Origin of the sequence: Vibrio pomeroyi (genome assembly GCA_041879425.1) — a bacterium.
GTDB classification, from domain to species: domain Bacteria; phylum Pseudomonadota; class Gammaproteobacteria; order Enterobacterales; family Vibrionaceae; genus Vibrio; species Vibrio pomeroyi_A.
In genome coordinates this window covers 570,424-582,945 of record CP090855.1, presented here as the reverse complement: position 1 = coordinate 582,945, position 12,522 = coordinate 570,424, and the positions used below count along the sequence as shown (strand labels likewise).

Here is a 12,522-nt window from a genome sequence, read left to right as displayed (position 1 = left end):
GTTGATCTTCAAAGTACTCATGCAATTTGAATTTGTATGTGTCGTAAAATGGTAAATATTGTTTATAAAACTTAGTCATCATAGCGCTTCGTCCATCACCCGAGCGCATTATGAACAAGTTGAATTTCGACCGCAGAGCCCCGTTGTACGTGGTGTTTGCACTTGTCTTAAATACGTTAGTTAGCTTGTGGTTGCTGAGCATTGCTTCTACCGCAGCTATGGTTTTTTCTGTGTGCGCGTTGTTCCTTCTGAGCACACTGATCACCGCACGCTTGTATCGACACGAAATGACTCAAAGCCAGAACAGTTTGTCTGAGGCAATCATTGATGGTGTTGCCGGTTTTATTATCCTAGATAATCAATTAAGGATAATTCAGGTCAATCAGCAGTTTTCTAGAGTCTCTGGTTATGCGTTTGACCAAGTCGAAGCACGTCCGATTTCAGACCTCTGCTTTATGAACAACAGCAGTTTGATCTCGACCATTGCCACTTCGCTTAAGCAAAACCACAGGTGGAAAGGTGAGTTGAGTGGTGTCAGCCGACTTGGTGAACACTTCACGGTCAACGTGGTTGTCGAAAAGCTTACCGAATTGCTGCCACACAATGAAAAATACGTGGTCACTTTTACTGATATTAGCCGACGTAAGATCTTAGAACGTCGATTAAGAATGCTGGTGGAAACAGATTCGCTTACAGGCTGCTGGAACCGACGCCGTTTCGATAAAGATCTCAACCACTATTCAAACCTCGCGGAACGTTACGGTTACACGCAGTCTTGTCTCGCGCTGATCGACTTGGACCATTTTAAATCCATTAACGATAACCACGGCCATGACCAAGGTGATGCGGCACTTAAAGAGGTCGCACAACTATTGAGAAACAACAGTCGAGATACCGACATTGTGGCACGCGTTGGTGGTGAAGAGTTTGCCATCTTAATGCCAGAAACCAACTTGGCCGATGCGTTTGAAGCCATGTATAGATTGAAAGAAGTGATTACCAAAGGCACGACCTTGAATCTAACCGTGAGCAGTGGTGTTTCTGAAATACAAGCGCAAGCTGAAGCGACCTATCGCAGTGCGGATAGGGCGCTTTATCGTGCCAAAGGGAATGGTCGAAATCGAGTGTGTAGCTCGAGTTCAGGCATCCCAGCACCGATTGTGCTTGGTTAATCTATTTAAATAACGAACTTCACTGTGCCTAAGCCGATATCGAGCGTTGGTAAATCTTCGGCGTAAGACCAGATACACGCTTAAAGGCTCTCGAGAAATGCGAGATGTTGGTGTAACCCAGTTGGCTAGAGATGTAAGTCAGCGTGTGGCCTTCTTCCATCAGCTCACAGGCGACAGAAAACATCAGGTTCTCTTTGATCTTTCGGTAGGTGGTGTTTTCGTTTTTAAGCTTACGTTGAAACGTTCTTACCGAGAAATTAAGCAGCTCTGCGGCCTCTTCAAGTGAGAGGTCTTGCTCTTTCATGTAAGGCTTGAGCAACTCGTAAACACTGTCGGTAAAGCTGGTGTGCCACTCTATGATCGCGGGCTTGTTGCTTAAGTCTTTTGCGGTGAGACGAATGGGAAGCTGTAGGATCTCATCTGGGATCATCACAGCGGTTGAACTGTGGTCGATGAACAGTTGGCAATTGCTTGGAACCAGCGTTTTGACGATGTCGGTGTCATGTCCTTGCAAACGTATCTTGGTAGGTTGCCAAGGTGAGTGAGACAGAATCGTGATTAGCTCAATGATGTAGGTGATGGCAAATACTTCGCCCCACTGGAACATCGACGAAGGCTCATCAGGTGACGTTCTACAAAACCAGCTTTGGCCGTGTTCAACAACGAAATCGATGCTACTGCCCGGCGAGTCATAAGAGAAGATCGTGTTGATGTGCTTTAACGAGTCGCCAATGCTTTCGAACTCGGTAAATTGATGCAAGACGTATGGGATGATTCTTCGTCTGAACGCAAGACCAAGTACATCCGTAAATCGAGAAACGCCCAATTGTGATGAGGTCAGATAAATCAATCGTTTGATGGATTCCGACGGCACAAAGTCACTTTCTGATTCAATAAGATCAGGTGGTAGGCCCGAGTCTTCGAGCAGTTTGTGTAGGTCTAATCCATAGTCAGAAAAAATTTGGACTAAGATCTTGGCGTAACTGGTTTGTATAACGGGTACTTGATAAGAGCTGTTGGCCATGATCAATCAATCCTTGTGCATTGATACATAATTGGACGTGCATATCATTTACGACACTTTGTTTAGTAAATCTAACCCTATTTACTTGAGTTTTCCATGGCCAGGTTTATTTTTAAGATATTAATTTTGTTGATGTTAGTTATTGAGAAGGGAGTTCCATGTCTGAAGTTAAAGGGAACAAGCAAGACGACAATGAAGAAAGTAGCCAACCAGAGAATGGCAAAGATAAGGTAAGAAAGGTAACCAACTACCTGCTTGGGTTTGTGGCATTCACGCTGCTGTTCAGTATTGTTGCTGATCGAATTATACCCATCACCGATAATGCCCGCGTGAAGGGTTACATCGTTCCTATTAAGCCTGAAGTGTCAGGCAAAGTGCTTGATATCTTAGTTAAGCCGAATCAATTGGTTAATCAAGGTGACACACTTGCGATTCTCGATGAATCTGATTACCGAATTGCGGTTCAACAAGCCGAGCAAAATCTTGAGATTGCAGGGCAAAATGTAGGAGCTCAAACTGCCAACATCGCTTCTGCACAAGCTAAATTAACTTCTGCTTTGGTTGAGAAGCAAAACACTCAGCTCCAAGCTAAACGTGTGTTGGAAATGGCTGAAAAAGGCGTGATGTCTAAATCGGACGCTGATGAGGCTAGAGCTGCGTTAGCAACTTCTCGTGCAGGCGTGACTAACGCTGAAGCGGATTTGGAACGTGCCAAGCAGCAGATGGGCAAAGAGGGTGAAGAGAACAGCCAAGTGAAAGCGGCGTTATTGGCGCTGGAACAGGCTCAGCTAAACCTTGAACGTACAGTTATCAAAGCACCGACTCAAGGTGGTGTGTCTAACTTTAGCCTTTCTGAAGGATTCTATGCTTCGGCAGGCCAAGCGATCATGACGTTTGTATCCACAGAAGACATCTGGATCGAAGCTTATTATCGTGAAAACAGTTTAGGTAATGTTGCGGTGGGTGATGAAGTCGAAGTCGCGCTCGATTTTGCTCCAGGTCAGATTGTCAAAGGCCGTGTGAGTAGCATCGATTGGGGTGTTGATTGGGGGCAGAACGATCAAGCGGGTAAGCTTGCTCAAGCTAGCCAACAAACGGGCTGGTTGCGCCAAACTCAAATGCTTCCAATCACCATTGAATTTGAGCGTGACACCATGCAAGGCATGTTACGTGTCGGTGGTCAGGCTGATGTGATTGTTTATAGCGGCGATAACTTTGTTTTCAATGCGATAGGCAAGCTTTGGATTCGATTTATTAGCGTGTTGTCTTATGTCCGATAAGCCCGTACTCGACCAACAAACACAGCAACGGATCCTGCGGTATACCGTCGGGGTCACGTTGGCTGTATTTTTGGCGGCGTGGATTAACTGGCCACTTGCGTTCGTTGCACCAGTGTTCACCGCCAAGTTCTTAATCGATAAACCTAATCTACACAAAGAAACTGTTTACGAACTGTTGTTGGCGGTGGTTGCGACTATGGCACTCGGTTTGTTGCTGTCTCGTGGTATTACACATTATCCGATCCCGCTGCTGGTTTTAGTGGGGCTGATGATGCTGTGGGGCTACTACTTGTTTGTTGACCCAAAGTGGAATCTGTTCGCCACCATACTCTTGATTGCCGTATTGATGCTGCCATTCATGGCCATTGATAATCCGGGTGTTTCGGTATTGTTGGCATCTGGTTTGGCAACATCGGGTGTGGTTTCAGTGATGATCTTTGCGTTAGTGCATGTGTTCTTTCCTGAGCCTAAATCGGAGTTTTCAGGTTTCGCGGCTGCGCCACTCGAAAAGAAACAACGTTGGTATGCGGCCTTTAGGGCGATGATTATCTCTTACCCTGTGGTGTGCTTTTTCTTTATCTTTCAGATATCTGAAGCACTGCTAACCATGATGTTTATCGCGTTGTTGTCGTTAATGATTACCTCAGAAAAATCCGTAAAGCTGAGCGCATTTCTTGTGATCAGTAATGGTATTGGAGGCTTACTAGCGATTGCAGCTTTTTCAATCCTTTCTATTGTTCCCAATATTGTCTTCTATTCTTTATTTATAGGACTTATCGCCATTCTTATGGCCACCAAGATCTATACCGTTCCAGAAAAAGCACCGATTTTCGCCACTGCATTCAGTACTTTATTGGTACTAGTAGGAAGCACATTGATGAGCTCAGGCGATATCGACAGCAACACATTCATACGTATATTCCAATTAGTGTTAATTGGAGTTTATATGATTTTGGCTTCACTCTTCCTTGAAACCAGGAATTGGAAGTTTCTACAAAATCAGCCCTAATTTTTGCCCTAACAAGGACGTCTCATGAAGTTAACCGATGATTTTTCAAAACAGGCGATTGATGCCGCAATAAAAATTGCAGCCATTGCCATGCTCGTCTATTGGTGTTTTTCAATTCTACGCCCATTCATTCTATTGGTAGTGTGGGGCGCAATCATTGCGACTGCGCTTTACCCAGTGGCAGTGGCGATTTCAAATAAGACCGGGATGTCGAAAGGCAAAGCCAGTGCATTACTGAGCTTTATTGGTGTGTTGTTACTACTGATTCCGTTGGTAGCGCTTTCATCTGGTATTTACACCAGTGCGTCAGACCTAATGACAGGGCTACAAGATGGCACTTTGTCTTTGCCTAAACCGAAAGAGTCTTTGCAAGACATTCCGTTGATTGGTGAAAAAGTTTATGCGGCCTTGGTTCATGCTTCGTCCAACATAGAAAGTGTGTTTATCAAGTATGCGGAAGAACTAAAGATATTCGCGACCAAAGCAGCATCGGTTCTGGGTTCACTGGGTGGTGGCTTCATTCAATTTATCATCTCGACCATCATTGCTGGTGCGTTCATGAGTAACGCCGATAAATGCCAAACGGGTGTGACTCACTTAGTGGCGCGCTTAACAGACGGAAAAGGTGAAGAGCTGGTCCAGCTTTCTAAATCGACCGTTCGTAGTGTTGTACAAGGTGTCATCGGTGTTGCTGTGATTCAATCCATGATGTCGGCAATTGGTTTGGTGATTGCGGGCGTGCCTGCTGCGGCGTTTTGGGCGCTGGCGGTATTGTTAATTGCAATCATCCAACTTCCACCGATTCTTGCTCTGTTACCTGCGATCATTTACATGTTCAGTGTTGAATCGACGTTGGCGGCAAGTTTGTTCTTAGTGTGGTGTATTTTGGTGAGTGGTAGTGACGCTATCTTGAAGCCTGTACTACTAAGCCGCGGCTCCCATATTCCAATGCTGGTTATTTTATTGGGTGCGCTAGGTGGAATGGCGATGTCAGGCATTGTCGGTTTGTTTGTTGGTGCCGTGATTCTGAGTTTGACCTATGAGCTGATGATGGCGTGGCTTGGGCTTGAAGAGAAAAACCAAGAAGAAGCTGAGATAAATAAAGCAGAGACAGAGGAGAAATAGATGAAGGCAGTCTCGAAAGACGACAACTTCTACTTCTTATTCTATGCACTGTTGGTGTTGTTTTTTGGTTGCGCGGTGATGCAGCAGTTTTATCCGCAAGGCCAAAAAACGATTCTATTTTTGATCATTATTACCTTAGCGGTTTCGATTGTCGGCATTCATAAAGAGCGTTCTTTGTATCGCTCTTGGTATGGATTGTTGTTGATTACCGCGTCGGTGTCGGGTGTGTTTTCTTTCTTAGAAGGCTACAACCTATCGATTGTTACTCTAACTGCGTTGGCTATCTTTTTGTTTTCACATATTTACTCGGCTTTAAGGCAGGTAATACAAGCGAAAACAGTCACACCCAATCACATCATCGGGTCCATCTGTATTTATCTGTTGTTGGGTTTTGCGTGGTCGACCATCTACTTGTTGATTTTAGAGATCTTTCCGAATGCGTTTAATGGCTTAGAAGAGCAAATTTGGCTAACTAATCTGTTCAATGCGATGTATTTCAGCTTCATCACTCTAACTACGGTAGGTTATGGGGACATTTCACCCGCTTTGCCCATTGCTCAGTTCTTTGTGTTTATGGAGTCGATCATCGGCAGTTTTTACTTGGCGATTATGGTGGCGAGCTTGGTGAGTATTCGACTCGCTCAATCTCAGTCCTAATCGAGCAGATACAAAGAAGCCCGGCAATAGCCGGGCTTCTTCTATTTTAGGCGGTTCAAAGTCATACGTAGCTTTGAATCGAGCTTGCTATGAGCTACTAATTTCAAGTCTCAGTGCGAGCTAAAAACCTTAAGCCTCAGAGCTTTGTATCTTCTCTAGCTCAGCGATAGTCGTTTGAGACACTAACTGACCGTCCATGTAGTAAGTCACGTTCTGACCTTCTTTGATACCAGTCAGCGTTGCTGTTTCACCACTGGTGTAGACGATATCCATTTGGATCGTGTTTTCGTCGATCTTAATCATCTCACCGGTTTCGATAGTGCGGTTGTTTGAGATTGGGCCGACAGGTGCCTCTTTTAGGCTTGGGTCAAGTTCATCATTAACTTTGAAGTGTGTGTCTGTTTTTGTATCGAACACGTGTGGTGCGCCGCTGATTGGGTTTTTACCCGTCCAGAATTCAAGTGAGTTGAATACTACGTAGTCGGCTGCGGTAGTAATACCGTATACAGGCGCTAATAAGAAGTTTACACCTGCACGAGCATAGCGGTTATCGACAACTTCAACGTTAAATTTCATCACTTTCCCTGTTACGGCGTTACTGCCGATGCAACCAGTTAGCGCAGAAGCCAAAACCGTTAGTCCTACAATTTTAAGTGCAATCTTTTTCATTTTAGTACCTGTATAAGTTAGAAGTCTGTTTCGTTGGAACAGGTGTAGTATGGTTTTTATTCGATGGTCAGTTTTACCATTTAACGCCATTGGCGATATAAAATGGTCACGCATTTGAAGCATCAGATTTGGTTATGGGAAACTTAACTACGGAAAATACAGGCATAAAAAAAGCGCGACCTAAAAGGGCGCGCTTTATGTTTTGAAAGGAAGAGTCGTGATAATGACAGCGGTTACTTCATGACATAGTTATAAGTCTTCACCGCAAGCCAACGGAAAAATCGGAATAAAAGGGTGGTGGCTTTAAAGACAAACTTGGCAATTGAGACCGTTGCTTCACCAGCAATGCTCACGCATTTATGTAAATCGGATTCTTTGTATTCTGAATAGGTCATGATGCTCTCTCACTTCTCGCTGTTATTTTGCATATATAAGTAAAGACTCCTGTCTGGCTGTATACCCTGAGTGCGTAATGTACGAATATTTGCCGATCGGGACTTACCATTTAATGCCATGTGGTCTAAAAATTAGCCGAATGAGAATGTGCTGAGTGAATTTAAGCGCCTACCTAGGGTTAGCGCCTGAAGTAACCGAAAAACCGTGGCTAATAATGGTATGATCTCGGGTTCAGCACCGCGATTTATAAAGAATAGGAAAGATAATGAGCAACCTTACAGAACAGCAAGAAGCCGCAATGGCGACGTTTAAAGAAAACTTACACCTACCCAATGGTGGTTTTCATAAACTGATTATCGAGCTAAGTAAGGAATTTCAGCTGCCTTTTCAAAAGGTGCGTGCCGTTTTAAAGAAAGCTCAAAAAGACGTTGAACGTCAAATCCGCGAAGATTTTTCGAGTGTCGATGAGGCTGTTCTTAGTCAAGCAAATTGGCTGAGTATTATTAAATCGAAGCTGGTCGAACTGGCGGTAGATAACCAAACGGTCATGGATAAACTGCAACTCAACCTGAAATATCAGAAAGTGTTGGCCGCAACCAATGGTTCAATCGCAAGTGAAGACGAGCGTGACGAATTGATTGAAGAGTTGATTCAAGCTTATGAGAAAGAGGTGTTCAAACCTTTACTGGCGATGTTGCACACAACAAAGCTGTATTGGAAGTTAATGCTGGTGGATGAGACATGTAAGATGAATGAGGAGAATCGTGAGAAGTTCAGTGATTACCCTCAACACATGCAAGCTGCAGAACACTTATATACGCTGGATCAGAAGTTAAGGTCGATGCCGTTAACTTATTAGTCCATGAATGCACTGATAATGAAGCAGTGGTGATTCAGAGTTCGATAGAAGTTGGTTTCAATAGAAGCACGATAACCTAGCTAGCGTTAGCCGCGTGTGAAATGCAAAAAGGGCTAGGTTTCAGATCTGTTTTACTTCTACTCTATTTTGTTCTGCTAGAGCGAATTGAGGGTGACATCTTTTATATCTTTGGAACTAGGCGATGTTTCTTTTTGTCGCCTTTGGGAAATGCTATAGGAGTGTGAAATGTCCTAGGGTGTTTCCGTTGCGCGAAACGATAGTTCCGATGCTGTCTCTTTCATTAAATTCAAAGTCGATGAGATAACTGTTGTGTTGTAGCTTGGGCAATATGTGGCGGTGGAGTATATCGCTATTGAGCTGTCGAATCTCGGTGACCCATGAAAGTTCTTCTTTGTGTAAATCTATTTTGATCTTGAGCATTTATTACCTTTTAGTTTATTGACTGTTTTTTCGCGTGATAGTTGGTACCAATGGGTTTGTCTTGTTGTTCTGCGTGACATAACTGTGCCTTGTGTTTATTACATTTATATTTAAGTGATCGATCTATTTTGAATTCGCTAAAAAGAAAGCAAATGACGAATAGAACGGTAGTGGGATCTAATTGAGAAGCTATTGAATGACTATCTGGGTGAAAGCTGACGCAGAGATGGTGTAACGAGGAATCGAGAACTGTCTTTGTGGAACTTGGACTTACTTTAGCATTAACAGCTCTATAGATTAGAGCCAGGTGGCGAACTATACGCCTAGTTTTTAGAATTACAACCCTATTTTAAAATTAATTTGAAATAATTTTGATTTAAATATCACCATAATTTTAGCGTTAAAGAGAGAAATGAGTAGCGAACTTACTCTTTCTTTAGCAGTCCCGCCGGCTATGCTGTTCCAACATAAGTCCTCCTCAAGAACTTTAGGCCTACTCATTTTGTTATTTGCAATTAACTCGCTGTTATATCGTCGTTTTACATTGTAAATTTCTCGCCCTCTTCAAGGCTCAAAGCTCGTATGTTGCGACTTTATGGTGATGTCACTCTTTGAAATTGTCACCCTTGCCTACTCATCCTTCATTTCTTCCTTCATTTGATTACTATTTACCCTTTCTGTTCTTCAATGCTGTTAAGCCATGTTCGTTTTGGATAGTGGTTTGGCAAAACATGAATAATCACTTTTACGTTTCTGAATAATAAAGTTGTTGTGTACCTTAATTACTGCAAATATAATTGATAATAATTCTCACTTGCGTTACAAGTTTGTTGTCAAATCAATGACAGACTTTAAATTATCGTTATTTAGCAGTTGTGTAGGCCCCATACTCACCTATGAGTAATCAGACTTTCATTGTCATGAGTGGTGGTTTGTCTCAATGGCAAAGGAAGAAACATGAAGAAAACAATCAATTCAGTTCGCCAGTTATTGAGCGGGCTTGCTATCGTTCTTGCATCATCATTCATGATTACTGCTCAAGCGGAAACCGTGACGATTGAACACGTAAAGGGCACAGCGCAGTTTGATGAAGTGCCACAACGTGTCGTCGTTTTAGGTTTTGGTAGCTTGGATGTGCTAGACAAAATTGGTGTGAAGCCAGTAGGCGCGCCTCATAGCCTAATGCCTGATTACCTAGAGTCTTACAAAGAAACAACAGCAAACACTGGCTCGTTGAGCGAACCTGATTTTGAAGCTATCTACATGTTGAAGCCTGACGTTATCATTGCTGAAAACCGCATGCTTAAGGTTTACGACAAGTTGGCACAAATTGCTCCGACGATCATGTTCTCTATCGAAGGTGACAAGTACTGGGCTGACGCTCAAGAAAACTGGCGTGCACTAGGTCAGCTGTTTGATAAGCAGGCTGAAGTTGAAGCGATCATCACAGAAACTCAAGGTTCAATTGCGGCGGTAAACGACAAAGTAACGTCTGGCGAAACCACAGCAATGATGCTGATGAACAACGGCAACAACATTGCGATGTTCAACAAAGGCAGCCGCTTCTCAATCATCTTTGACGATTTCGGTTACGTTGAATCAAAGAGTGCAACAGTAGCGCCAATCAAAGGTACGCACGGTAACCTTATCTCTTTCGAATACATTGCAGATGCAAAACCTGAAGTGCTTTACATCCTAGACCGTGAAAAAGCGATTGGTAAGTCAGAAGGTCGTGCACCACAACTATTTGACAACCCACTGGTAGCAGCAACGCCTGCAGCACAGCAAGGCAACATCGTTTACCTTGATTCAAGTGCTTGGTACCTAGCTGGTGGCGGTGTGACAGCGATTCACAGAATGTTGGGTGACATTGAACGTACCATTCAACAGTAACCAATAATTAGATTTTCGGGCTTATAAGAACGTTCTTATAAGCCCTTTTTCACTTTTCATACGGGCTATCCGAGACCTACCTTTAGTATTATTTCTATGTTGAAACCCATTGCAGCTGCTGTATTTCTTGTTGTGTTATGCGTTGCGTCATTGATGATTGGGGTCGCTGAAATCAGTTTTAGTGACTTCTTCAATGGCAACCAACACGCCAACTCTATTTATATTGTTAGTCGAATCCCTCGCTTGCTCGCCATTGTACTGGCCGGCGCCGGTTTGAGTGTCTCTGGCTTGATCATGCAGCAAATCGTTCAAAACAAGTTTGCCGCGCCTTCAACGATGGGAACGATCGACTGTGCCATGTTGGGTTACATCGTTGGTATTCTAGTGCTAGGTAATGCTGCGCAATGGAGCTACTTAGGTTTCATCTTCGCGTTTGCAGTGTTCGGCACCATGTTATTGGTTCGCTTCCTACAACACCTCAAGTTCAAGAACGCAGTATTGGTGCCTTTGATTGGCATCATGTATGGCAACGTGGTTTCCGCGCTAACAACATTTATCGCCTACAAACACGACTTAGTACAAACCATGTCGGCATGGACCATGGCGAACTTTGCGAGTGTCTTGCAAGGTAGCTATGAAATCCTTTATCTCGCAGTGCCTGCTTGTGTGCTGGCTTATTACTTCGCGAGCCAGTTCAGTGCAGCGAGCATCGGTGAGAGCTTTGCGAAAAACATCGGTTTGAATTACCAGAAGATCGTTTTCATTGGCGTAGCTCTTGTCGCTATCTGTGCTTCTTCTGTGGTGATGATTGTTGGTGTTATTCCATTCCTTGGCCTTATCGTGCCGAATGTTGTGTCGCTAATGATGGGCGATAACATGAAGAAGATTCTGCCTTGGACTGCTTACTGGGGCGTGATCTTGGTATTGGCTTGTGACTTGTTAGCGCGAATCGTTATCTTCCCTTATGAGATTCCAATTTCAATGGTAATCAGCATCTTTGGTGGCTTGATTTTTATCTACCTAATCATGAGAGACAAGTCGAATGCGTGATTCAGTAAAAATTGCGATTCTGGCTATCGCGTCTTTGGGTATGACCGCGGTTTTTGTGGGGCAGGGACTTACGTGGGATAATTACGAGTTCTTCCTATCTTTGCGACTACCAAAACTGTTGTCGATTGTGTTGGCTGCGGTTGCGATCTCTGCATCGTCATTGGTTTTCCAAACCATCACTAATAATCGAATTTTAACCCCGTCCATTTTGGGCTTTGATAGCTTATACATGCTAGTTCAAACGGTGCTTCTATTTGTATTTGGCAGTACGAGCTTCTGGGTAATTGATTCCATCGCAAACTTCTCGATGTCTGTGACTGTGATGATCTTGTTCTCTTTTGCTCTGTTCCACTTCTACTTTAAGAGCAAGCGAAACAACGTATTCACACTGCTGCTGATTGGTATCGTGTGTGGCAGCGTCTTTTCGAGCTTGTCTAACTTCTTGGCGATGTTGATTGATCCGAACGAGTTTGCGGTGTTGCAGAATGTGATGTTCGCAAGTTTCAATAACGTGAAAGGTGAACTGGTTTATCTCAGCCTTGCTCCATTAGGTTTGAGCTTATTGGGATTATGGGTGTTGGCGCCTAAACTCGATGTGCTTTGGCTTGGTGTCGATAACGCGACAAGCTTAGGTGTGAACACTAAGCGACTGACTCAGATTACTTTGGTGATTGTGTCGGTAATGGTGGCAGTATCAACGGCTTTGGTTGGCCCAGTGCTTTTCTTCGGTTTAATCACTGTGAGTTTGGCTCGTCAGATATTCAGCTCTTATCAGCACCGCACTCTTATCATTGCTAGCAGCTTATTGGCAGTAGTGTTACTCGTTTCTGGTCAATGGTTCATCGAAAAAGTGATGTCGTTTGAAACCACAGTGAGTGTGATCATTAACTTGGTCGGCGGTTTGTATTTTATGTTCTTGTTGTTACGTACCAGAATTCAGTAAAGGT

13 protein-coding genes are annotated in these 12,522 nt (G+C 43.7%); 9 read left to right on the top strand and 4 right to left on the bottom strand.

Features of this window, described 5'->3' with window-relative positions; genetic code table 11:
• The first annotated feature begins 110 nt into the window (after positions 1-110).
• The gene (locus L0992_18580) at positions 111-1,172 is read left to right on the top strand and encodes a sensor domain-containing diguanylate cyclase (GenBank protein XGB70029.1); all 1,062 of its coding nucleotides are present in this window, start codon (positions 111-113) and stop codon (positions 1,170-1,172) included.
• A gap of 28 nt (positions 1,173-1,200) precedes the next feature.
• Here the strand turns inward: L0992_18580 and L0992_18575 are convergent, their stop codons facing one another.
• The gene (locus L0992_18575; protein ID XGB70028.1) at positions 1,201-2,196 is read right to left on the bottom strand and encodes a helix-turn-helix domain-containing protein; all 996 of its coding nucleotides are present in this window, start codon (positions 2,194-2,196) and stop codon (positions 1,201-1,203) included.
• A 158-nt stretch (positions 2,197-2,354) separates the two neighbouring features.
• Between L0992_18575 and L0992_18570 the strand changes: the two genes are divergently transcribed.
• From L0992_18570 to L0992_18555, 4 genes are read left to right on the top strand one after another with little or no spacing between them, the layout of a single operon-like run.
• Entirely contained in the window at positions 2,355-3,476 is a 1,122-nt protein-coding gene (locus L0992_18570) for an HlyD family secretion protein (protein XGB70027.1), read from the top strand.
• Entirely contained in the window at positions 3,466-4,485 is a 1,020-nt protein-coding gene (locus L0992_18565) for a DUF2955 domain-containing protein (protein ID XGB70026.1), read from the top strand. Before L0992_18570 ends, L0992_18565 begins: the two co-directional genes overlap by 11 nt.
• 24 nt (positions 4,486-4,509) lie before the next feature.
• On the top strand, positions 4,510-5,610 hold the full coding sequence (locus tag L0992_18560; protein XGB70025.1) for an AI-2E family transporter: 1,101 nt from the start codon (positions 4,510-4,512) through the stop codon (positions 5,608-5,610).
• Complete coding sequence (locus tag L0992_18555) at positions 5,611-6,267, top strand: ion channel (protein XGB70024.1); 657 nt, start codon at positions 5,611-5,613, stop codon at positions 6,265-6,267.
• A gap of 129 nt (positions 6,268-6,396) precedes the next feature.
• On the opposite strand, the gene L0992_18550 is transcribed toward L0992_18555, so the two are convergent.
• Together L0992_18550 and L0992_18545 are read right to left on the bottom strand one after the other, a co-directional pair.
• Positions 6,397-6,936 carry a DUF3332 domain-containing protein gene (locus L0992_18550; GenBank protein XGB70023.1) on the bottom strand — a complete coding sequence of 180 codons (540 nt, stop codon included), beginning with the start codon at positions 6,934-6,936 and terminating at the stop codon, positions 6,397-6,399.
• A 233-nt stretch (positions 6,937-7,169) separates the two neighbouring features.
• The gene (locus L0992_18545; GenBank protein XGB70022.1) at positions 7,170-7,331 is read right to left on the bottom strand and encodes a hypothetical protein; all 162 of its coding nucleotides are present in this window, start codon (positions 7,329-7,331) and stop codon (positions 7,170-7,172) included.
• A gap of 266 nt (positions 7,332-7,597) precedes the next feature.
• Here L0992_18545 and L0992_18540 point away from each other — a divergent pair, with 266 nt between their 5' ends.
• Positions 7,598-8,191 (top strand): hypothetical protein, encoded by a 594-nt coding sequence (locus L0992_18540; GenBank protein ID XGB70021.1) that lies wholly within the window; start codon positions 7,598-7,600, stop codon positions 8,189-8,191.
• Between the two features lie 231 nt (positions 8,192-8,422).
• On the opposite strand, the gene L0992_18535 is transcribed toward L0992_18540, so the two are convergent.
• On the bottom strand, positions 8,423-8,632 hold the full coding sequence (locus tag L0992_18535) for a hypothetical protein (GenBank protein XGB70020.1): 210 nt from the start codon (positions 8,630-8,632) through the stop codon (positions 8,423-8,425).
• Between the two features lie 957 nt (positions 8,633-9,589).
• On the opposite strand from L0992_18535, the gene L0992_18530 reads away from it, so the two are divergent.
• From L0992_18530 to L0992_18520, 3 genes are all read left to right on the top strand, one after another.
• Entirely contained in the window at positions 9,590-10,525 is a 936-nt protein-coding gene (locus L0992_18530; GenBank protein ID XGB70019.1) for an ABC transporter substrate-binding protein, read from the top strand.
• A 96-nt stretch (positions 10,526-10,621) separates the two neighbouring features.
• Positions 10,622-11,575 carry an iron chelate uptake ABC transporter family permease subunit gene (locus tag L0992_18525; protein XGB70018.1) on the top strand — a complete coding sequence of 318 codons (954 nt, stop codon included), beginning with the start codon at positions 10,622-10,624 and terminating at the stop codon, positions 11,573-11,575.
• Positions 11,568-12,518 carry an iron chelate uptake ABC transporter family permease subunit gene (locus L0992_18520; GenBank protein ID XGB70017.1) on the top strand — a complete coding sequence of 317 codons (951 nt, stop codon included), beginning with the start codon at positions 11,568-11,570 and terminating at the stop codon, positions 12,516-12,518. Before L0992_18525 ends, L0992_18520 begins: the two co-directional genes overlap by 8 nt.
• The last annotated feature ends 4 nt before the right edge of the window (positions 12,519-12,522 follow it).

Bases quoted from the DNA above. Each gene is read 5' to 3' on its own strand.
- L0992_18575 (XGB70028.1), bottom strand. From the start codon at position 2,196: ATGGCCAACAGCTCTTATCAAGTACCCGTTATACAAACCAGTTACGCC.
- L0992_18530 (XGB70019.1), top strand. From the start codon at position 9,590: ATGAAGAAAACAATCAATTCAGTTCGCCAGTTATTGAGCGGGCTTGCT.
- L0992_18580 (XGB70029.1), top strand. From the start codon at position 111: ATGAACAAGTTGAATTTCGACCGCAGAGCCCCGTTGTACGTGGTGTTT.
- L0992_18570 (XGB70027.1), top strand. From the start codon at position 2,355: ATGTCTGAAGTTAAAGGGAACAAGCAAGACGACAATGAAGAAAGTAGC.
- L0992_18560 (XGB70025.1), top strand. From the start codon at position 4,510: ATGAAGTTAACCGATGATTTTTCAAAACAGGCGATTGATGCCGCAATA.
- L0992_18545 (XGB70022.1), bottom strand. From the start codon at position 7,331: ATGACCTATTCAGAATACAAAGAATCCGATTTACATAAATGCGTGAGC.
- L0992_18535 (XGB70020.1), bottom strand. From the start codon at position 8,632: ATGCTCAAGATCAAAATAGATTTACACAAAGAAGAACTTTCATGGGTC.
- L0992_18555 (XGB70024.1), top strand. From the start codon at position 5,611: ATGAAGGCAGTCTCGAAAGACGACAACTTCTACTTCTTATTCTATGCA.
- L0992_18550 (XGB70023.1), bottom strand. From the start codon at position 6,936: ATGAAAAAGATTGCACTTAAAATTGTAGGACTAACGGTTTTGGCTTCT.
- L0992_18520 (XGB70017.1), top strand. From the start codon at position 11,568: ATGCGTGATTCAGTAAAAATTGCGATTCTGGCTATCGCGTCTTTGGGT.
- L0992_18540 (XGB70021.1), top strand. From the start codon at position 7,598: ATGAGCAACCTTACAGAACAGCAAGAAGCCGCAATGGCGACGTTTAAA.
- L0992_18525 (XGB70018.1), top strand. From the start codon at position 10,622: ATGTTGAAACCCATTGCAGCTGCTGTATTTCTTGTTGTGTTATGCGTT.
- L0992_18565 (XGB70026.1), top strand. From the start codon at position 3,466: ATGTCCGATAAGCCCGTACTCGACCAACAAACACAGCAACGGATCCTG.